Source organism: Micromonospora sp. NPDC047793, assembly GCF_040642635.1.
Classification (GTDB): domain Bacteria; phylum Actinomycetota; class Actinomycetes; order Mycobacteriales; family Micromonosporaceae; genus Micromonospora.
Map to the genome: position 1 here is coordinate 44,728 of NZ_JBEYSG010000022.1, position 18,455 is coordinate 63,182.

An 18,455-nucleotide genomic window follows, 5' to 3' on the forward strand; every position below is an offset into this window, starting at 1 on the left:
TTGCGGCATCGACACTGTAGCGGCCGGCCGGGCCAATCTCGGTTTCAGACCTGGGTATTTCGGCCCCGGATCCGGGCGGTCAACGCCAGTGACACCGGGACGTCGAAGGGCAGTGACGAGTGCCCCAGCGCCGACCGCGCGTGCCGCCCCCGGTCGCCGAAGACGTCCCGCAGCAGCTCCGAGGCGGTGTCGGCGACCGGGACGTGGTCGGTAAACGCGGGCGTGGCGTTGATCGCCACGGTGAGCGTCAACAACTGCTCCACGTCGTCGAGCGAACCGGCGGCGGCGCGCAGTGTGGCGAGCAGGTTCAGCGTCGCCTGGCGTACCGCCGCCTGCCCGTCCGGCACGCTCAGCTCGGCGCCGAGCTTGCCGGTGGGCAGCGGGTGCCCCGGGCGGACCGGGCCGTGTCCGGAGAGGACGGCCAGGTCGCCGCTGACCACCACCGTGTCGTACGCCCCGGAGGCGGTACGGGCCGGTGGCAGCGTGATGCCGAGGTCGGCGAGGCGGCGCTCGGGGGAGGTGTCCTCGGTGCCGCTCATCCGCGCGTGCCCCAGTCCGTGCTGATCGCGGCGGCCCGCTCGGCACTGATCGTGCCCGCCGTCGGTGCCTCGGCGAGGTGCCGGATCAGCGTGACCGTCCGGTCCCGGACCGCCTCGAAGAGTTTGCGGCCCTTCTCCACGTCGTGCTTGGCCGGGTCGCCGAGCGCGCCGTTGGTGCTGAACTCGGCCAGCGACCGGGGCGTGAACCCGCCGACGGCCCGGTCCGGGATGGCCTGGCCGCGCAGCAGCTCGTGTGCCGAGGGCAGCAGGGGAGCGGGGCCGCCCAGTTCCTCGGTCACCACCACGTCCGGCACCAGGTGCAGCGCCAGGCTCGTCTCCACCTCGCAGGCGTGGCCGTACATCTCGGACTGGGCGATGTCCACCACCACGTCGCGGCCCATCATCGACCAGTGGACCACTGCCACGGTGTGCCCGGTGCGCTGCTTGTACTCGGTCAGGAAGGCGGGCAGGAAGGCCAGGTTCCCGCCGTGGCCGTTCATGATGACGAACCGTTCCAGGCCGTGCCGGGCCAGGCTGGACAGGTAGTCCTCCAGCAGCGAGCAGAGGGTGCTCACCCGGGCGGTCAGGGTGCCGGGGAAGTCCATGTGGTGCGGGGAGAAGCCGACCGGGATCGGTGGCGTCATCAGGGCCGTACCGTCGGCGGCGGCGACCACCTCCTCGGCCAGCCGTTCCGCGATCCGGTAGTCGATGCCGGCCTTCAGGGCGGGGCCGTGCTGCTCGGTGGCGCCGAACGGGATGACACCGACGGTGGCCGTGGTCAGCGCCTCGCGTACCTGCGGCCAGGTCATGTGGTGGAGTCGGTAGTCGTTGATCACGGTGCTCCTTCGTCGGTGTGCGGGACGTCGGCCGGGAACGGGTGCGGGGCGAAGACGTTGGGTGAGCCGCCGGTGTGCAGGAACAGCCACGAGCCGGGACGGTCGTCGGCGAGCAGCGCCGCCATCGCCTTGCTGTTGTAGGTCAGGTCGAGGAACGCGCCGCTGGCCCGCGCGGTGGCCCGTTGTGCGGCGACGGCCGCCTCGGTGGGCACCCCGTGGCCGCCCCCGAGTTGGCCGTCGGTGACCTCCAGGTCCACCTCGTCGAGCAGGTCGGCGGGCAGCCCGACCCGGTCGAGCGCGGCGGCTGCCCGGTCGCGGACCAGTGCCCGCAGTTGGGTCGCCGGGGCGAGCGCCGAGGCGACCACCAGTCCGACCGTGGCGCGGCGGGCGGCCAGCGCGGCCAGGACGCCGCCGGCGGTGTTGCCGGCGCCGCCCGCGAGCATGATCCGGTCCGGTGGCCGGTCGGCGAGGGTGTCGGCGAGTTCGTCGACGGCGGCGGTGGTGGCCAGCGCGCAGAGGGTGCTTCCGGGCGCGGTCCGCACGTCGATGACGGCGGTCGTGGCCCCGGTCGTGCGGCCCTGCTCGGCGATGGCGGTCATGGTCTGCGCCTGGACGGGATCGAAGGCGTCGGTGGTGCGCACCCAGTGCAGGCGGGCCCCGGCCAGCTCGTAGAGCACCTGGTTGCGGCTGGGTTCGGCCGGTGGTTCGCCGCGCAGCACGAGGTGCACGTCGAGGCCGGCGGCGCGGGCGGCGGCGGCCACCACCCGGCAGAGGTTGGAGTGCGGTCCGGCCGAGGTGACGACCGTGTCGGCGCCGGCCTCGCGGGCCTGGCCGAGCAGGACGTCCACCTGACGGACCTTGTTGCCGCCGAAGGCGAACCCGCCGTGCTCCTCGGCGATCACGACGGGGTTGCCGGCCGGGTGCAGGCGGGGCGCCGGCCAGCAGGTGACCGGCCAGCGGTGGATCCCGACGCGGGGCAGGGCCCGCACGGTGTCGGTCAGCCGGGGGTCCGGGCGGCCCCAGGAGGGTGCACTGCCACCCATGGTCAGAACCGCTCGTACTGCTGGTAGAGGGCGCCCACCGACTCCCCGGCCCGGACCCGCTGCCGGATCTCCGTCTCGGTGCGGACCGTCGCCTCGGCCTCGACGAGCACGTCCATCGCGATCGCGCGGGGGACGACGACGACCCCGTCGCTGTCGCCGACGATGATGTCGCCCGGGTGCACGGGGACGCCGCCGCAGACCACCGGGGACTGCATGTCGACGACGTTCCAGCGGCCCTTGGCGTCGCGGGCGCTGCGGAACCGGTTGAAGACCGGGAACTTCAGCGGCAGGATCGCGCCGGTGTCGCGGACACCGCCGTCGATGACGGCGCCGACGGCGCCGCGCGCCATGGCGCCGTTGGTCAGCAACTCGCCCCAGTGGCCGACCGTCCGGTCACCGGCGCAGTCGAAGACCGCGACCTCGCCTGCGGAGAGCTCGTCGATCATCCGGGCGCCCAGGCGTACGGAACGGTCGGTGCTTCGTTCGGGGCGGCCCAGCGCGGTGAAGGCCACGCCCGCCACCGCCATGTCGGTGGTCAACGGCAGCACATCGGTCATCACCTGGTGCCACAGCCCGGCATCGTCCAGCGCGTCGGCGATCGCCGCCACGTAGAGCTTGCCGAAGCGGCGGCAGATCTCCTCGACCGGCGGGGTTTCCATCGAACTCCATTCATTGATTGGAACGTGGTTGCACGGACAGTACATGACGTTCCATTCTCAGAACATCCCTTGCAGCCTGTGGAATGGGCTGGTAGGAATCCCTGCAACAGGTTGCGCTGGCTGCATCCGAGCCGACCGAACCGCGAGAGACGGAGAGACGATGTTGAGAGCGGCAGTCGTGGGGATGGGCTGGATGGGTCAGCTCCACGCCGGGATCTACCACCAGCACCCGGGGGTCGACCTGGTCGGTCTGGTCGAGCCCGATCCCGCTGCGGAACAGCCGCTCCGCGACCGGTTCGGCGTACCCGTGCACCGCGACGTCGAGGAGCTGCTCGACCGGGTCGACGTGGTCAGCGTCTGCACCCCGGACCACCTGCACCCGCAGACCACCATCCCGTTCCTGCGGGCCGGGGTACGGGTGCTGGTCGAGAAGCCGCTGGCCACCAGCTCGGCGGACGCGCAGAAGATCCTCGACGCCCGACCCGACCCGCATGCCCTCTCGGTCGGTCACATCCTGCGCTTCGACCCCCGCGTGGTCCGCGCCCGCGAGCTGGTCCGCTCCGGTGAGCTCGGTCCCCTGTGGCACGTCGACGTCTGGCGCGACACCACCCGCACGGTGGCCGTACGCCCCTCGGAACGCACCAGCGTGGCGTGGTTCCTCGGCATCCACGACGCCGACCTGGTCCGCTTCGTCACCGGACTGACCGCGGTCCGGGTGTCCGCCCTCGGCCGGGCCGTGCTCTCCGCCCACGCCGACGCCGTCTACGCGACCGTCCGCTACGACGGTGACGTCATCGGCTCGATGGAGAACAACTGGACGCTGCCCGACGGGCGACCCAACCGGGCGTTGGCCGGGCTGCGGGTGGTCGGTGAGCACGGCTCCGTCGAGATCGACCTTGGCCACGTCGACCTGCTGCACGCCACCTCCGACGGCGCGGTCAACGGCGACACCCGCAACTGGCCCAGCCGCGCCGCCACCGGCGTGTCCAACATCCGTACCGAGGTGGAGGAGTTCGTCCGGGCGGCTGCCGAGGGCGCACCCGCGCCGGTGCCCGGTGAGGAGGGCCTCGCCGCCGTCCGGGTGGTCGAGATGATCCACGCCTCGCTGGCCGCCGACGGCGCGCCGGTCGGTGCCGGAGACGCCCGGTGACCGCCGACGTCCGATCCTGGCTCGGTGGCCGGTACACCGACCCGGCCGCCGCGCGCTACCGGGTGCGCAGCCCGGTCGACGGCGAGGTCGTGGCCGAGGTGCACCGCGCCGGGCCGGACACGGTGGACGAGGCCGTCCGGGCGGCGTCGGCGGCGGTCGTCGCCGACCGGCGCAGCAGCCCGTACGCGCGCCGCGACCGCTGCCTGGCCGTCGCCGACCGGCTGATCGCCCGGCGCGAGGAGATCGCCGCCCTGGTCACCGCCGAGACCGGCCGCACCTATCAGGGCACGCTGGCCGAGGTGGACAAGGCCGCCGAGGGCTTCCGGCTGGCCGGCGAGGAGGCGATCCGGTTGGCCGGGCGTACGCCGCCGGTCGCCGCCACCGACAAGCTGGTGACCACCCGCTGGCGGCCGACCGGGGTGTGGGCCGTGATCACCCCCTGGAACTTCCCGGTGAACATCCCGGTCGAGTACCTCGGACCGCTGGTGGCCACCGGCAACGCCGCCGTCTGGAAACCGGCACCGACCACGGTGGCCTCGGCCGACCTGGTGCTGCGGTGCATGGTCGAGGCGGGCCTGCCCGAGGGGCAGGTGACCCTGGTCGCCACGGACGACACCGCCGTTGCCGAGTACCTGGTGGGTCACCCGCGCGTGGTGGGGGTCGGGTTGACCGGCAGCACCGCCACCGGCACGGCGGTGGGCCGGCGGGCCGCCGGTAAACGGCTCCTGCTCGAACTGGGCGGCAACGGCCCGATCATCGTCTTCGCCGACGCCGACCTGGCGCACGCCGCCGACGCGATCGCCGTGTCCTGCTTCACCGCGTCGGGCCAGATCTGCAGCGCCGGTGGCCGGGTGCTGGCCGACGCGCGGATCGCCGGTCCGCTGGCCGAGGCGGTCGCCGCCCGTGCCGGTGACTACCCGACCGGCGACCCGTACGCCCCGACCACCGTGCTCGGGCCGGTCCACCTGCCCGCGCTGGCCACCCGCTTCGAGGAACAGGTCGGCGCGGCGGCCGGCGCCGGCGCCCGGGTGCTCACCGGCGGCCGGCACCTGTCCGGCTTCCCCACCGGGCAGTACCTGCCGGCCACCGTGGTCGGCGACGTCGCGGTGGACGCGGCACTGAGCCGGCAGGAGTCCTTCGCGCCGGTCGCCCCGATCGTCCCGCTGCCCGCGTCGGAGCTGGTCGCCGAGGCCAACCGGAGCGGGTACGGGCTCTCCACCGCCGTGTTCACCGCTGACCTGGGCCGGGCCCTGGACGCCCTCGACGACCTGGAGTTCGGCAGCGTCGTCGTCAACGACCGCTCCACCTACTGGGAGCTGCACCTGCCCTTCGGCGGATGGGAGGGCAAGGACTCCGGGACCGGCCGGGTGGGTGTCCCCGCCGTCGTCCGCGCCGTCTGCCAGCAGCAGACCCTCTCCCTGTCCCGCCCGTGACCCCGCCCAGCGGCAGAACCGGAAGGTGGTGACCCTTTGATCAACTACACGGTCCGGAGACTCCTGCTCGCCCTGGTCATCCTGTGGGGCGCGCTCACCCTGGTCTTCGCGGTGGTCCGGCTGGTGCCCGGTGACCCGGTCAGCGTCATCCTCGGCCCCGACGCCACCGCCGAGGAGGTCGCCGACGCCCGCCGGGAACTCGGCCTGGAACGCAACGTCGTGATCCAGTACGCCAGCTTCCTCGGCCGGGTGACCCAGCTCGACTTCGGACAGTCCTTCCGGCACAACCGGGACGCCTTCGAGATGGTCATCGAGCGACTGCCCGCCACCGTCACCCTGGCCCTCACCGCGATCTGCATCGCACTGGTGGCCAGCTTCCTGCTCGGCATCGCCGCGGCGCTGCGTCCGCGTGGTCTCGCCGACCGGGCGATCTCGGTGCTGTCGCTGATCGGCCAGTCGCTGCCCAGCTTCTGGGTCGGCATCATCCTGCTGCTGATTTTCGCCCGGCAGCTCGGATGGCTGCCCAGCGCCGGCAACAGCACGCCGCAACACCTGATCCTGCCGGCGGTCACGCTGGCACTCCCCTTCACCAGCATCCTGGTCCGGCTGATCCGGTCCGGGCTGTTGGAGGTCCTCGGCGAGGGCTACATCCAGACCGCCCGATCCAAGGGCCTGCGGGAGAGCGTGGTGCTCTTCCGCCACGCGCTGCGCAACATGTTGATCCCGGTGGTCACCGTCGCCGGGCTCCAACTCGGCGCGCTGCTGGGCGGCACGGTCGTGGTCGAGGAGGTCTTCTCCTGGCCCGGCCTGGGACGGCTGCTCGTGGACGCGATCGGTAACCGGGACTACACCGTGATCCAGGCCGCCATCGCCTTCGTCACCACCGCGTTCGTCCTGGTGAACCTGGTCGTGGACCTGCTCTACGCGTACATCGATCCTCGCGTGCGGGTGGTGAACTGATGGCTGACGCAACCTCGACCACGGCGCTGCGGACCCGGTCCCGGCGTCGCCCACCGGCCCTGTTGTTCTGGTCCTGTCTGGGCGTCATCGGCCTGGCCGTGCTGGCCGGCACGCTCGGCCCGCTGCTGGTGCCGTTCGACGTCACCGAGACCAACCTCGCCGACCGGCTGCAACCACCGGGCGCCGTGCTCTCCGACGGTTCCCGGGCCTGGTTCGGCACCGACGACGTCGGACGCGGCATGCTCAGCCAGATCCTCATCGGCGCCCAGGTCTCCCTGCTGGTGGGGGTGGCGACCCTGCTGATCTCGGGCCTGTTCGGCACCGCGGTCGGCATCGTCGCCGGCTTCGTCGGCGGATGGGTGGACGGCCTGCTCATGCGGCTGGCCGACATCCAGCTCGCCTTCCCCTCCATCCTGTTGGCCATCCTCATCGCGGCCCTGCTCGGGCCCAGCCTGGTCAACGTCATCGCGGTGCTGGCGGTGACCATCTGGGTGATCTTCGCCCGGGTGGCCAGAGCCCAGACCATGGCCGTCCGCAACCGCGAGTACGTCGACGCCAGCCGGGTGCTCGGCGCTCGACCGCTCTTCCTGATCTGGCGGTGCATCCTGCCCGCCTGTGCCGCGCCACTGCTGGTGGTCGCCACCGTCGAACTCGGCATGGTGATCATCACCGAGGCCGCCCTGAGCTTCCTCGGGCTCGGCACTCCGACCGCGACCCCGAGTTGGGGGTTGACCATCGCCAACGGCCGCGGCTACGTGGCCGACGCGTGGTGGATCTCCACCCTGCCCGGTATCGCGCTCTCCCTGCTCGTCGTCGCCTGCGGGGTGGTTGGCGACGAACTCCGCGACCGGCTCGATCCACACCTGAAGCACCGGTGAGGTCGCGGCCGACCCTTCACGAGCGAACGATGGAGGAGACAATGACATGGACAAGCAGAGCACGTCGGTCCCTGGTGGCCGGCCTGCTCGCGATGACCGTCGTCGGTGCCGGGGCCGCCTGCGGCGGTGGTTCCGGTGACGGCGACCAGGACCAGACCCTGCGGGTCGGGATGCCGATCCGGATGCTCTCGGTCGACCCGCACGGCACCGCCATCTCCGACCGCAGCACCCTGACCCTGGCCCTGCACCTGTTCGACCCGCTGGTCGCCTCCTCGGACGGCGAGATCACCGGCCGACTGGCCGAGAGCTGGGAGAACGTCAACGACACCACCACCCGGTTCACCCTGCGTCAGGGCGTGACCTTCCACGACGGGTCGCCGCTGACCAGCGCCGACGTCAAGGCGTCGCTGGACCGGCTCTTCGCGGCGAGCACCGCCCTGGCACCGCTGTTCGCCACCATCGAGGAGGTCAAGGCCCCCGACGAGCAGACCGTCGAGATCATCACCAGCCGGGCCACCGGCTCGCTGCTGACCAATCTCTCGATGGCGTACATCGGCAGCAAGGCCCAGATCGAGTCGGGCGAGATCGAGAGCCGCCCGGTCGGCACCGGCGCGTTCAAGCTGGAGGACTTCCGCTCCGGCGAGCGGGCCCACATGGTGGCCAACGAGTCCTACTGGGACGGCGCGCCCAAGTACGAGCGGCTGGAGTTCCAGGAGATCTCCGAGGACGCCGCCCGGCTCACCGCGCTGCGCACCGGCGAGATCGACGTGACGTACGCGTTGCCGCCGGACCAGCTCAGCCAGGTACGCGGATTCGACCAGGTCACCGTGGAGAGCGGACCGAGCGCCACGTTCTATGTGATCTGGCTGAACAACGCCCGCAAGCCGTTGGACGACCCCAAGGTCCGGCAGGCGTTGTGGCACGCGGTCGACTTCTCCTCCATCCAGGAGAACCTGTTCGGCGAGAGCGCCGTCCTGGCCAAGGCGCCGGTGCCGCAGCCGGTGTTCGGCGCGGCGCAGTTGCCCGGCTACACCTACGACCCGCAGCGGGCCCGGCAACTGCTGGCGGAGGCGGGCTACCCGAACGGCTTCAGCACCAGCATCCAGTGGAGCGCGAACTGCTGCGCCAACATCCGCCCGCTGGTCCAGTCGATCCTCAGCGCCTGGAAGGAGGTCGGCGTGAACGTGGAGATGCAGGAGAAGGAAGCCGGGCAGTGGCTCGACGACCTGCTGGCGCTCGACTGGGACATGAACATCCAGGACGGCGTCGTGGTCACCCAGGACGCGGAGTTCGTGCTCGGCCGGCTCTACACCTGCGCCGCCAAGCGACTCGGCTACTGCAACGAGGAGTACGACCGGGTCATCGCCGACGCCTCCGCGGAACTGGACCCGCAGGAGCGGCAACGCAAGCTCCAGCGGGCACAGGAGATCCTCTGGGCCGACGCACCCGGCGCCTGGCCGTTCGAACTCACCGCCTCGGCCGCCTGGCGTGACCGGGTCAGCGGCTTCGGTCCGCCGCCGACCAACGTGCCCGACTTCCGTGGTGTCTCGCTGAACTGACCGCACCGGCCGGGTGCACCGGCCGACGAGGAGGACCTGATGTCCCTGCTGTCCCTGCACGACGTCGTCGTCGAGTTCGACTCCCGGGTGGGACCGGTGCGGGCTCTGGACGGGGTCAGCCTGGACGTCGCCGAGGGGGAGACCCTCGCCCTGCTGGGCGAGTCCGGCAGCGGCAAGAGCGTCACCGCGCAGGCCATCCTCGGCCTGCTGCCCCGGCCCGCCGGCCGGATCGCCGCAGGCCGGATCACCTTCGACGGTACGGAGCTGACCACGGCCTCGGCACGGCGGATGCGCGCCGTACGCGGTGGCGAGATCAGCATGGTCTTCCAGGATCCGCTCTCCTCGCTCAACCCGGTGCACCCGATCGGTCGGCAGATCGGTGAGACGCTGCGGGTGCACCGGGGCCTGTCCAAGGCCAAGGCCCGTGCGGAGGCGCTCGATCTGATGCGCCGGGTCGGCATCCCCGACCCGGCGCGCCGGATCGACGACTACCCGCACCAGCTCTCCGGCGGGATGCGGCAACGCATCATGATCGCCATCGCGATCGCGCTGCGCCCGCGCCTGATCATCGCCGACGAGCCGACCACCGCGCTCGACGTCACCGTCCAGGCGCAGATCCTGCAACTGCTGTCCGAGCTGCAACGCGACTACCGGATGGCACTCATCCTGATCAGTCACGACCTCGGCGTGGTGGCCGCGCACGCCAGCCGCATCGCGGTCATGTACGCCGGGCGCATCGTCGAGACCGGCCCGCTGCGCCAGGTGTACGAGAACCCGGCCCACCCGTACACCCGCAGCCTGCTCCAGTCGGTGCCGACGCTCACCGCGCCCACCGCACGACTCACCCCGATCCCGGGTACGCCGCCGTCGCCGGAGGCCCTGCCGCCCGGCTGTCCGTTCCACCCCCGGTGCGCGTGGCGGGTCGACCTGTGCACGCAGCAGCGGCCCACGCTGGAGGTGCTGCCCACCGTCTACGGCCCGGGACGCGCCGCGGCCTGCCACCGTTCCGAGGAGGTACGCGACGATGCCTGACCCCACCGCGCCCGCCCTGCTGGAGGTCGAGGACCTCCGGGTGCACTATCCGATCCGGTCCAGCGTGCTGCGTCGCACGGTCGGTCACGTCCGCGCCGTCGACGGCGTCTCCTTCCGGATCGGGGCCGGCGAGACCCTGGCGCTGGTCGGTGAGTCGGGCTGCGGGAAGACCTCCACCGCCCGCGCCCTGATCGGTCTGGAACGCGCCACCGCTGGCACCATCCGCTTCGACGGCCGGGACCTGAGCCTTCTCAGCGCGGCCGAACGGCGCCAGCTCACCCGCCGGGTGCAGTACGTCTTCCAGGACCCGTACGCCTCGTTGAATCCCCGGCTCACCGTCCGGGAGATCCTCCGCGAGGGCTGGTTGATCCACCGTGATCTGGTACCGCGCCGCGACCAGGCCGACGAGGTCGTCCGGTTGCTGGAGCAGGTGGGGCTGACCGCCGCGCACGCCGACCGGTACCCGCACCAGTTCTCCGGCGGGCAGCGGCAGCGCATCGGGATCGCCCGGGCGCTGTCCATGCGGCCCGCCCTGATCATCTGCGACGAGCCGGTCTCCGCGCTGGACGTGTCGATCCAGGCGCAGATCCTCAACCTCCTCGCCGACCTGCGCGCCGAGATGGGACTCTCCTACCTGTTCATCTCGCACGACCTGCACGTGGTGCGCCACGTCAGCGACCAGGTCGCGGTGATGTACCTCGGCACCGTCGTCGAGCAGGGCCCGACGCGGGAGGTCTTCGAGTCGCCGACCCACCCGTACACTCAGGCGCTGCTCTCCGCCGCGCCCGACCCGTTCCCGTGGCGGCAGCAGGGTCCGGAGCCGATCGTGCTCTCCGGGGACCTGCCCTCCCCGGCGGACCCGCCCTCCGGTTGTCCGTTCCGCACCCGCTGCTGGCTGGCCCGACCGGAGTGCGCCGAGCACCGGCCGCCGCTGGTGGGGGAGCGACACCAGTGGGCCTGCCCGGTCGTGTCCGCTCCGGCGGTCTCCCGATGAGCAGACGCGTCCTGGTCACCGGTGCCGCCGGGGCGATCGGCACCGCCCTGGTCGCCGCCTTCCTGGCCCGGGGCTGGCGGGTCGCCGCTCTGGACCGGCGGCAGCCGGAGCCGGCGGTTGCTGCGGGGCCCGGAGCACCGGTCGCCGAGTCCCCGACCACGGACGGGCCGACCTGGCTGACCGCCGACGTGACCGACGCGGCGGCCGTCGAGGCCGCCGTCGAGCGGCTCCGCGCCGACTGGGGTGGACTCGACGTGCTGGTCAACAACGCCGCGGTCGGTCCGCCCCGGGCGCCGGTGGGCCGGGAGACGGCCGCGCACCTGCGCACCGTGCTGGAGGTGAACCTCGTCGCTCCACTCGCCCTGGTCCAGGCCACGTTGCCCCTGCTCACCGCCGGTGACGCGCCCGCCGTCGTGCAGCTCTCCTCGATCGGCGGGTCCCGGGCGTTCCGGGGCAACGCCGCGTACGTGGCCAGCAAGGGCGGCCTGGAGGCGATGACCCGCGCTCTGGCGCTGGACCTGGCCGGACGCGGCATCCGGGTCAACGCGGTCGCCCCGGCGATGGTGCGTACCCCGGGTTGGGACGACGCCGGCCCGGAGGAGGTCGCCCGGCGCGCCGGCCTCGTCCCCCTCGGTCGCGCGGGCACCCTCGCGGAGGTCGCCGACGCGGTGGGCTTCCTCGCCGGTCCGGAGTCCGGCTACATCACCGGGGTGGTGCTGCCGGTCGACGGTGGCCTTAGCGTTCAGGCGTACAGCCCGGTGGAGGAACCCGGGGTCGCCGCAACTCTAGAACCGTCCGGCGGGGACGCCTGATGCGGATCTCCACGCTGGCCCGGATGCTGCCGCACCCGGAGACGGTCTGCGTCGGCGCGGACGGACACCTCTACGCCGGACTCGCCCTCGGCAGCCCGCAGGGGCGTGGCCCGATAGTGCGGATCGACCCCGACGACGGCACCGCGCAGCGGTTCACCGACACCGGCGGACGCATCCTCGGGCTCGCCCGCGCCGAGGACGGCCTCGTCGGGTGCGACGTGGCCCGCGCGGAACTGGTCCGGATCTCCTCCGACGGCACGGTCACCGCCCGCATCGGCACCGCCGACGGCCGGCGGCTGCTCCGCCCGAACGGCTGCGTCGTCGATGCCGCCGGAGGTGTCTGGTTCACCGACTCCGGCACCGCCACGGCCGGCGAACCGACCGGCTCGGTCTGCTACGCCGCACCGGGGGAGAGCGACACGTGCCGGGTCGCCGCCGCCGACCTGGTCTATCCCAACGGCATCGGGATCAGCCCCGACGGCGGCACCCTGTACGTCTCCCTGACCCGGGACGACACCCTGCTCGCCTTCGACGTGACGGGCCCCGGCCGGCTCTCCGGCCGCCGGACGGTCGCCACCGGCGGTGCGCTGTCCGCCGGGCCGGACGGGCTCACCGTCGCCCCCGACGGGACCTGCTACCTGGCCGTCACCCGGGGCTCCCGGGTCGTCCGGATCACGCCCGACGGCCGAGTCGACACCCTGATCGAGGCACCCGACCTGCTGCGGATGCCGTCCCATGCGGCGGTGCACGGCACCCGGCTGCTGGTGCCCTCGCTGTTCGGCGACACCATCACCGCCGTCGACCTCGCGCCGAGCGGGGTGTCGGCCGAGTAGGGTCGGCACGTGGTCGTGCACCGGTTGAGCAGAGGTGAGGCACGGCGGATCGCGGTGCACGCGCAACTGCTCGCGGCACCGCGCCCGACCGATCTGGTGGCGGTCGTCGAGCGCCTGACGTTCCTCCAGATCGACCCGACGGCGGCCGTCGCGCCGAGTGCGGACCTGGTGCTGTGGAGCCGGATCGGCTCCACCTACGACCCTGCCGACCTGATCCGGGCCGTCGAGACCGATCGGACCCTCGTGGAGACGGTCGCCTACATCCGCTCGCCCCGCGACCTGCCCGCCGTGATCGCCGAGACACGCGGTGCCGAGATGCACCCGACCATCGGGGAGTGGCTGCACGGCAACGAGCCGTTCCGCCGCGACATCCTGGCGTTGCTGGCGGAGTCGGGCCCGCTGCTGTCCCGGGACATCCCCGACACCAGCGTCGTGCCGTGGCCGTCGTCGGGGTGGACCAACAACCGCAACGTGACGAAGATGCTCGAATCCCTGGCGCTGCACGGACACATCGCGATCTCCGGTCGGAAGGGACGGCAGCGCTACTGGGATCTCCCCGCCCGGGTCTACGCCGTCGAGCTGCCCGAACTCGATCACGATCACGCGGTCCGGCTCCGCAACGAGCGCCGACTCGCGGCCCTCGGCATCGCCCGGTCCACCGGCCCGCAGATCCCGGGTGAGTCGCCGTACGTCGGTGACGTGGGAGAGGAGGCCGTCGTCGAGGGCGTACCCGGCACCTGGCGGGTCCACCCGGCGTACGTCGGGCTGCCGTTCGAGGGCCGCACGGCGTTGCTCTCCCCCTTCGACCGGCTGATCCACGACCGGGTACGCACCGAGCAGCTCTTCGACTTCGAGTACATCCTGGAGATGTACAAGCCCAGGGAGAAGCGCCGGTGGGGCTACTTCGCCCTGCCCGTCCTCCATCACGACCGGCTCGTCGGCAAGCTGGACGCGACCGCCGACCGCAAGAGCGGCCGACTCGTGGTCAACGCCGTCCACGAGGACGTCCCCTTCACCGCCGCGATGACCGCCGACGTCCACGCCGAGATCGAGAGCCTCGCCGCGTGGCTCGGACTCACCGTCGACATGTCTCAGGTGTCGTACTCGCCGAGATCCCACGGCGGGCTGAACGCCATGTAGTCGCCCGGCTCGACGATGACCCACCAGGTGTCGTCGTCCTGCTCCGGCGCGCGGGGGATCAGCCCGAAGGTGGTGCCGTACCGGTCGACCGAGAAGGGCGCGACCTCGATGCGGCCGAAGGTGACCGGGCCGAGCGCGGCCAACCGTGCCTCGTACGCCGCCCGCCGCGCCTCGCGGTCCATCAGCGCCCTCGGGCCGAAGGCGTCGATCCTCGCCTCCAGGAACCGCCCGTCGCCGTCGAAGAGATAGAGGGCGACGAACTCCTGGCCGTCGTCGTTGCCGTGGGTGCCCGGCTCGAACGGAGTGGTGAGGAAGAACTGCCGGCCGTCGCCGGTGTGCCCCACGTGCTCGGCGTGGTAGTCGTCATGGTCGATGGCCAGGCGGCTCGGTGGTCCGGCGTCCATCCGGCGGGTCCTCTCGCGTCCACGGGTGAGCCGCAGCGGTCACCCCGGCCACATGATGGCCTCAGGGTGCGACACGATCGCCGAAGCGACCGGACGACGAGGTCGACGTCGGGCCGGTGCGGCAGCTTCTATGCTGCGGCTCATGCGCATCGTGTTCGTCGCCGCGCCACTGCAGGGCCACGTCCTGCCACTGATCCCGCTCGCGGCGGCCTGTCGCGACGCCGGCCACGACGTGATCGTGGCGAGTGGGGGCTTCCCACCCGATCTCCGCGGCCTGCGCACGGCCGACATCGGAGCCTCCTTCAGCCTGCCGCGAAGCGCGATCCGGGTCGCGCTGCGCCATCCGGGCATCGCTCGCGCCGAGCTGCGCGGCACGGCCGGCCACGCCATGGTCGGCGAACTCTTCGGTCGTGCCAACGTGGCACTGGTCGACCCGCTGTTGGCCCTGGCCGAGCGGGAACGCCCTGACCTGATCGTCTACGAGCCGCTGGGCGAGGCCGGTGCCATCGTGGCCGGACGACTCTCCATCCCGTCGGTGCTTCAGGAGAACACCCTCTGGTCGGCCACCGACCTGTTTCGGGCGGTGACCACCAGTACGGCGCTGGCCAAGCAGGAGATCCCCGGCCCCGATCTGACCATCGCCGTCACGCCGCCGAGCCTCCGCGACGCCCCGACCGGGAAGGTGGTCATGATGCGGCCGGTTCCCTTCTCGGGCGGTGGTCCGGTTCCGGACTGGCTGCTCACCTCCGGCGACCGGCCCCGCATCCTGGTCAGCCGCAGCACCCTGAAAGGCCCGAACGACGGTGACCCCGGCCCAGCGATCGTCAGGGTGGCCGCACAGGTCGACGCCGAGTTCGTGCTTGTACGCCCGGTGAGCACGCGCCACCTGCCGCCCAACGTGCGGACAGCCGACCGCGTACCCCTCGACCGGGTGCTGCCGACGGCGGCGGGCTTCGTCCACCACTCCGGCGCGGGCAGCGTGCTCGGCGGCCTGGCTGCGGGCGTACCGCAACTGACCACCCCCGGAGCGGGCGATCGCAGATACAACGCCGACCTGCTGGCCCGGCGCGGTGCCGGCCTGGCCGTCGAGGCGAAGGTGATCAGCGCGGCCGACCTGACCCGGCTGCTGACCGACGAGGCACTGCGCGTCGCCGCACAGCAGGTCGCGGCGGAGATCGCCGCAATGCCCGCGCCGACCGCAGTGGTCCCCGTGCTGGAAGAGGTCGCCGGTGGCTGACAGATCCCGGACCGTCTATGGATTCGGGTCCGCTGACGGCTCACAATCTGTTATGGACTGTCGCGTGGGTTCGACGTAGCCGGCCCGGGCGGCAGGGGAGACAGCGAGCGGGCCGCCGACCACCGTCCAGCACACCGGCCGACAACGGGAGGCCACCGTGGCGTACCCCCGGCACCCCGACGAGGCGGGCGGCCCGCCATCGCATCCCTTCACCGTTCCAGGACCGGCGGCAGCGTACCCCCGCATGCCGCCGCCGACGCGCCGCAAGAACCAGAACGTGGTGGTGTGGATCGTCGGGGCTGTCGTGTGTCTGCTGCTCCTCTGCTGCGGGATCGGCGTGGGCGGCGTGCTGCTGTACACCTTCCGGTCAAACCAGGTCGCGGAGAGCGCCGCGAGCCCGCCGACGCCGACGACGACGCAGGGGTCGACCGTCACGCCGACGACCACACCGCCCTCCTCGGCTGCCGCGCCCGCCCTGCCCGACACCTTCGAGACGATCACCGAGGGGCAGTGGAAACGGGTGGCCGAGCGGCCGGACGATCACAGCGGCCGGACGTTGGTCGTGTACGGCCAGATCACCCAGTTCGACGATGCCACCGGTAAGGACAGGTTCCGTGCGCTGGTGGGCGCGCGGAGAACGACCGACGACGGTGGCTACGACACGAACACGCTGCTGTACGGCGATCCGAAGGTGCTCGGCGACATCGCTGCGGACGACGAGTTCCAGGCGAAGGTGACGGTGCTGAAGGCGTACACGTACCAGTCGTTGGTGGGTCCTACCAGGGTGCCGCTGCTGCTGGTGCACTCGTTACGGGTGTTGTAGCCGACCGAGGGGCGTGGCGGTCACCTCGGTCCCGTCATGGGGGTGCTCCCGCCGCAGTGACCGGAGGGCGAGGCGTTCGACGTCGGCCCAGGTGGGGGTGGCGTGCCCGTAGCCGGGGACCGGGCGGCGCTGCGGCCCGAAGAAGTACTGGTGGGCGACGGCGCCCCGGATGGCGGAGTGCACCTCGGGGTGGTCGTCCACGAAGTGGGTGAGGCCGAGGTCGAGGCAGTGCCCGCGTTTGTCGGCGCGGGCGCGACAGAACCGGACCCGGTCGCGGCCGATCCCGGTGTGCCGGTAGAAGTCGTGGGCGTCGAGCCAGCGCAGCGTACGGGCCTGGACGCGCGGGCCGCACTTGGAGACCAGCCAGACCCGGCCGCCGAAGCGGGGGACGAGGCGGGCGATCGTGTCGAGGGCGCCGGGCACCTCCGGGGTGGCCAGCATGGTGGCCTCGTCGCCGGTGAAGAAGGCGGTGTCACCACCGCGGGGATGGCGGGATCCGTCGATGACGACTCGGCCGATGTCGATGCCGAGCCGGGGCACATGATCGTTCATGCCACCCAGGATGGGGGCCGGAGAACCAGGGCAGAACTATCGATCGGCGACTGTTCTATAGTCGCATGCTATGAATGGGCGGGACCTGCTGGAAGCCGACGCACTGCGGTCGTTCGCGGTCTTCGCCGAGCACCGCAACTTCACCGCCGCCGCTGCGGCGCTGCACATCAGCCAGCCCTCGCTGCACGTGAAGATCCGCAAACTGGCCGCCGCACTCGGCGTGGACCTCTACGAGCGGGACGGCCGGCGGCTGACCTTGACCGTCGCCGGGGAACGCCTCGCCGCGTACGCGCTGGACACCCGTCACCGCACCGACGAGTTCCTGCGGGAACTGCACCAGGACGCGGCGCCCACCATGACCATCGCGGCCGGTCGCGGCGCGCTGCGCTGGGTGATCGCCGAGCCGATCCGGTGGATCGGCCGCCAGGGCCGCCGGGTGCACGTGATCACCGCGGACCGGGACGCCGCCCTCGCCGCGATCTCCGCCGGTCGCGCCGACCTCGCCGTGGTCGCGCACGATCCACCGGGACGGCAGTACGAGTCGACGCAGATCGCCGCGTACCGGCAGGTGCTCGTGATCGACGACGGACACCCACTGGCCGAGCGGCGGCAGGTCCGACTCCGTGACCTCGACGGGCTGGACCTCGTCGTACCCCCGGCCGGGCGCGCGCACCGGCGGGCGCTGGACCGTGCGCTACTCGACGCGGACGTCACCTGGCAGGTCGCCGCCGAGGTCGACGGCTGGGACCTGCTCGTGCACCTGGCCGCGCTCGGTGTCGGTGCCACCGTCGTCAACGGGTGCGTGGAACTCCCCGACGGTCTGCGCGCCGTACCCGTGCACGGCCTGCCGACGATCCGCTACTGGGCGGCCTGGCGCCCGCAACGCGAGCCGGTCGTACGGGACCTGCTCGACCTGCTCGGGGCACGACCGTGACCGACCGCACCACCGCGACCAGCAAGTTCCTGGCGTACGTACTGCGTCACCAGCCGGCCGCCATCGGGATCACGCTCGACTCCGCCGGATGGGTGGAGGTGGACGTGCTGCTCGCCGCGTTGGCCCACCACGGTCGGCCGATCAACGGTGCGTTGCTGGCCCGGCTGACCGGCGACACCGACAAACAGCGGTTCGAGATCCGTGACGGGCGGATCCGCGCCGCCCAGGGCCACACCGTCCCGGTCGACCTGTGCCTGGCACCGGAACCGCCTCCGCCGCTGCTCTACCACGGCACCGTCGCCCGCTTCCTGCCCGGCATCCGCGCCGACGGCCTCCGGCCGCGCGGCCGTACCCACGTGCACCTCTCCGCAGACCGGCAGACCGCCGCGACGGTCGGTGCCCGGCGCGGCGAGCCGATCGTCCTCACCGTCGACGCCGCCGGCATGCATGCGGCCGGCAACGTGTTCCACCGGGCCGCCAGCGGCGTCTGGCTCACCACCCACGTCCCACCCGACCGGATCATGGTCGACAGTGCGGAAGAGGCCGCCGGTAGCTGACAGATCCCGGATCGTCTATGGATTCGAACCCGGTGGCGGTCCACAATCTCCTGTGGACCGTCGCGTGACTCTGCCACAGT

Annotated in this window: 20 protein-coding genes; 14 read left to right on the forward strand and 6 right to left on the reverse strand. The window is 72.2% G+C overall.

Features of this window, described 5'->3' with window-relative positions; all coding sequences use genetic code 11:
* Positions 1-44 precede the first annotated feature (44 nt).
* The 4 genes from ABZ738_RS29055 to ABZ738_RS29070 are packed head-to-tail and all read right to left on the reverse strand — an operon-like array spanning position 45 to position 3,077.
* The gene (locus ABZ738_RS29055; RefSeq protein ID WP_131054797.1) at positions 45-539 is read right to left on the reverse strand and encodes a RidA family protein; all 495 of its coding nucleotides are present in this window, start codon (positions 537-539) and stop codon (positions 45-47) included.
* Positions 536-1,375 (reverse strand): creatininase family protein, encoded by an 840-nt coding sequence (locus ABZ738_RS29060; RefSeq protein ID WP_161595010.1) that lies wholly within the window; start codon positions 1,373-1,375, stop codon positions 536-538. The genes ABZ738_RS29055 and ABZ738_RS29060 overlap by 4 nt, the downstream gene beginning before the upstream one ends.
* Complete coding sequence (locus ABZ738_RS29065) at positions 1,372-2,418, reverse strand: pyridoxal-phosphate dependent enzyme (protein ID WP_357218394.1); 1,047 nt, start codon at positions 2,416-2,418, stop codon at positions 1,372-1,374. Before ABZ738_RS29065 ends, ABZ738_RS29060 begins: the two co-directional genes overlap by 4 nt.
* Positions 2,419-2,420: 2 nt before the next feature.
* Positions 2,421-3,077, reverse strand: a complete 657-nt coding sequence (locus tag ABZ738_RS29070) for an RraA family protein (protein WP_161595072.1) — start codon at positions 3,075-3,077, stop codon at positions 2,421-2,423.
* Between the two features lie 160 nt (positions 3,078-3,237).
* Here ABZ738_RS29070 and ABZ738_RS29075 point away from each other — a divergent pair, with 160 nt between their 5' ends.
* From ABZ738_RS29075 to ABZ738_RS29120, 10 genes are read left to right on the forward strand one after another with little or no spacing between them, the layout of a single operon-like run.
* Positions 3,238-4,227, forward strand: a complete 990-nt coding sequence (locus ABZ738_RS29075) for a Gfo/Idh/MocA family oxidoreductase (protein ID WP_161595071.1) — start codon at positions 3,238-3,240, stop codon at positions 4,225-4,227.
* The gene (locus tag ABZ738_RS29080) at positions 4,224-5,660 is read left to right on the forward strand and encodes an aldehyde dehydrogenase family protein (RefSeq protein WP_357218399.1); all 1,437 of its coding nucleotides are present in this window, start codon (positions 4,224-4,226) and stop codon (positions 5,658-5,660) included. The genes ABZ738_RS29075 and ABZ738_RS29080 overlap by 4 nt, the downstream gene beginning before the upstream one ends.
* Before the next feature lie 36 nt (positions 5,661-5,696).
* Positions 5,697-6,620, forward strand: a complete 924-nt coding sequence (gene nikB, locus ABZ738_RS29085) for a nickel ABC transporter permease (RefSeq protein ID WP_131051982.1) — start codon at positions 5,697-5,699, stop codon at positions 6,618-6,620.
* The gene (locus tag ABZ738_RS29090; protein ID WP_131051981.1) at positions 6,620-7,498 is read left to right on the forward strand and encodes an ABC transporter permease; all 879 of its coding nucleotides are present in this window, start codon (positions 6,620-6,622) and stop codon (positions 7,496-7,498) included. The genes nikB and ABZ738_RS29090 overlap by 1 nt, the downstream gene beginning before the upstream one ends.
* A gap of 41 nt (positions 7,499-7,539) precedes the next feature.
* A complete protein-coding gene (locus ABZ738_RS29095) occupies positions 7,540-9,057 on the forward strand; it encodes an ABC transporter substrate-binding protein (RefSeq protein ID WP_161594912.1) in 1,518 nt (505 codons plus the stop codon).
* Between the two features lie 39 nt (positions 9,058-9,096).
* Positions 9,097-10,089, forward strand: coding sequence for an ABC transporter ATP-binding protein (locus ABZ738_RS29100; RefSeq protein WP_357218405.1), 993 nt, complete (start codon positions 9,097-9,099; stop codon positions 10,087-10,089).
* Positions 10,082-11,083, forward strand: a complete 1,002-nt coding sequence (locus ABZ738_RS29105; RefSeq protein WP_357218408.1) for an oligopeptide/dipeptide ABC transporter ATP-binding protein — start codon at positions 10,082-10,084, stop codon at positions 11,081-11,083. Before ABZ738_RS29100 ends, ABZ738_RS29105 begins: the two co-directional genes overlap by 8 nt.
* Positions 11,080-11,895, forward strand: coding sequence for an SDR family oxidoreductase (locus ABZ738_RS29110; RefSeq protein WP_131051977.1), 816 nt, complete (start codon positions 11,080-11,082; stop codon positions 11,893-11,895). Before ABZ738_RS29105 ends, ABZ738_RS29110 begins: the two co-directional genes overlap by 4 nt.
* A complete protein-coding gene (locus ABZ738_RS29115) occupies positions 11,895-12,728 on the forward strand; it encodes an SMP-30/gluconolactonase/LRE family protein (RefSeq protein WP_131051976.1) in 834 nt (277 codons plus the stop codon). The genes ABZ738_RS29110 and ABZ738_RS29115 overlap by 1 nt, the downstream gene beginning before the upstream one ends.
* Positions 12,729-12,737: 9 nt before the next feature.
* Complete coding sequence (locus tag ABZ738_RS29120) at positions 12,738-13,868, forward strand: crosslink repair DNA glycosylase YcaQ family protein (RefSeq protein ID WP_357218413.1); 1,131 nt, start codon at positions 12,738-12,740, stop codon at positions 13,866-13,868.
* Here ABZ738_RS29120 and ABZ738_RS29125 read toward each other — a convergent pair.
* Complete coding sequence (locus ABZ738_RS29125; RefSeq protein WP_357218416.1) at positions 13,820-14,272, reverse strand: hypothetical protein; 453 nt, start codon at positions 14,270-14,272, stop codon at positions 13,820-13,822. The two genes, ABZ738_RS29120 and ABZ738_RS29125, sit on opposite strands and share 49 nt — an antisense overlap.
* Positions 14,273-14,414: 142 nt before the next feature.
* On the opposite strand from ABZ738_RS29125, the gene ABZ738_RS29130 reads away from it, so the two are divergent.
* Both ABZ738_RS29130 and ABZ738_RS29135 read left to right on the forward strand, forming a co-directional pair.
* Complete coding sequence (locus ABZ738_RS29130; protein ID WP_357218419.1) at positions 14,415-15,509, forward strand: glycosyltransferase; 1,095 nt, start codon at positions 14,415-14,417, stop codon at positions 15,507-15,509.
* Positions 15,510-15,753: 244 nt separating this feature from the next.
* A complete protein-coding gene (locus ABZ738_RS29135) occupies positions 15,754-16,332 on the forward strand; it encodes a hypothetical protein (RefSeq protein ID WP_357218422.1) in 579 nt (192 codons plus the stop codon).
* Here ABZ738_RS29135 and ABZ738_RS29140 read toward each other — a convergent pair.
* Positions 16,318-16,884 (reverse strand): hypothetical protein, encoded by a 567-nt coding sequence (locus tag ABZ738_RS29140; RefSeq protein WP_254876928.1) that lies wholly within the window; start codon positions 16,882-16,884, stop codon positions 16,318-16,320. The two genes, ABZ738_RS29135 and ABZ738_RS29140, sit on opposite strands and share 15 nt — an antisense overlap.
* A 70-nt stretch (positions 16,885-16,954) precedes the next feature.
* Between ABZ738_RS29140 and ABZ738_RS29145 the strand changes: the two genes are divergently transcribed.
* Positions 16,955-17,818: a LysR family transcriptional regulator gene (locus ABZ738_RS29145; RefSeq protein ID WP_176094587.1), complete on the forward strand. Its 864-nt coding sequence runs from the start codon at positions 16,955-16,957 to the stop codon at positions 17,816-17,818.
* Complete coding sequence (locus ABZ738_RS29150) at positions 17,815-18,375, forward strand: RNA 2'-phosphotransferase (protein ID WP_176094586.1); 561 nt, start codon at positions 17,815-17,817, stop codon at positions 18,373-18,375. The genes ABZ738_RS29145 and ABZ738_RS29150 overlap by 4 nt, the downstream gene beginning before the upstream one ends.
* Positions 18,376-18,455 lie beyond the last annotated feature (80 nt).

Excerpts from the sequence above, each read along its gene's own strand:
- ABZ738_RS29055 (WP_131054797.1), bottom strand. The coding sequence starts at position 539 with ATGAGCGGCACCGAGGACACCTCCCCCGAGCGCCGCCTCGCCGACCTC.
- ABZ738_RS29130 (WP_357218419.1), top strand. The coding sequence starts at position 14,415 with ATGCGCATCGTGTTCGTCGCCGCGCCACTGCAGGGCCACGTCCTGCCA.
- ABZ738_RS29100 (WP_357218405.1), top strand. The coding sequence starts at position 9,097 with ATGTCCCTGCTGTCCCTGCACGACGTCGTCGTCGAGTTCGACTCCCGG.
- ABZ738_RS29070 (WP_161595072.1), bottom strand. The coding sequence starts at position 3,077 with ATGGAAACCCCGCCGGTCGAGGAGATCTGCCGCCGCTTCGGCAAGCTC.
- ABZ738_RS29110 (WP_131051977.1), top strand. The coding sequence starts at position 11,080 with ATGAGCAGACGCGTCCTGGTCACCGGTGCCGCCGGGGCGATCGGCACC.
- ABZ738_RS29145 (WP_176094587.1), top strand. The coding sequence starts at position 16,955 with ATGAATGGGCGGGACCTGCTGGAAGCCGACGCACTGCGGTCGTTCGCG.
- ABZ738_RS29065 (WP_357218394.1), bottom strand. The coding sequence starts at position 2,418 with ATGGGTGGCAGTGCACCCTCCTGGGGCCGCCCGGACCCCCGGCTGACC.
- ABZ738_RS29140 (WP_254876928.1), bottom strand. The coding sequence starts at position 16,884 with ATGAACGATCATGTGCCCCGGCTCGGCATCGACATCGGCCGAGTCGTC.
- ABZ738_RS29105 (WP_357218408.1), top strand. The coding sequence starts at position 10,082 with ATGCCTGACCCCACCGCGCCCGCCCTGCTGGAGGTCGAGGACCTCCGG.
- ABZ738_RS29095 (WP_161594912.1), top strand. The coding sequence starts at position 7,540 with ATGACATGGACAAGCAGAGCACGTCGGTCCCTGGTGGCCGGCCTGCTC.
- ABZ738_RS29135 (WP_357218422.1), top strand. The coding sequence starts at position 15,754 with ATGCCGCCGCCGACGCGCCGCAAGAACCAGAACGTGGTGGTGTGGATC.
- ABZ738_RS29115 (WP_131051976.1), top strand. The coding sequence starts at position 11,895 with ATGCGGATCTCCACGCTGGCCCGGATGCTGCCGCACCCGGAGACGGTC.
- ABZ738_RS29090 (WP_131051981.1), top strand. The coding sequence starts at position 6,620 with ATGGCTGACGCAACCTCGACCACGGCGCTGCGGACCCGGTCCCGGCGT.
- ABZ738_RS29125 (WP_357218416.1), bottom strand. The coding sequence starts at position 14,272 with ATGGACGCCGGACCACCGAGCCGCCTGGCCATCGACCATGACGACTAC.
- ABZ738_RS29075 (WP_161595071.1), top strand. The coding sequence starts at position 3,238 with ATGTTGAGAGCGGCAGTCGTGGGGATGGGCTGGATGGGTCAGCTCCAC.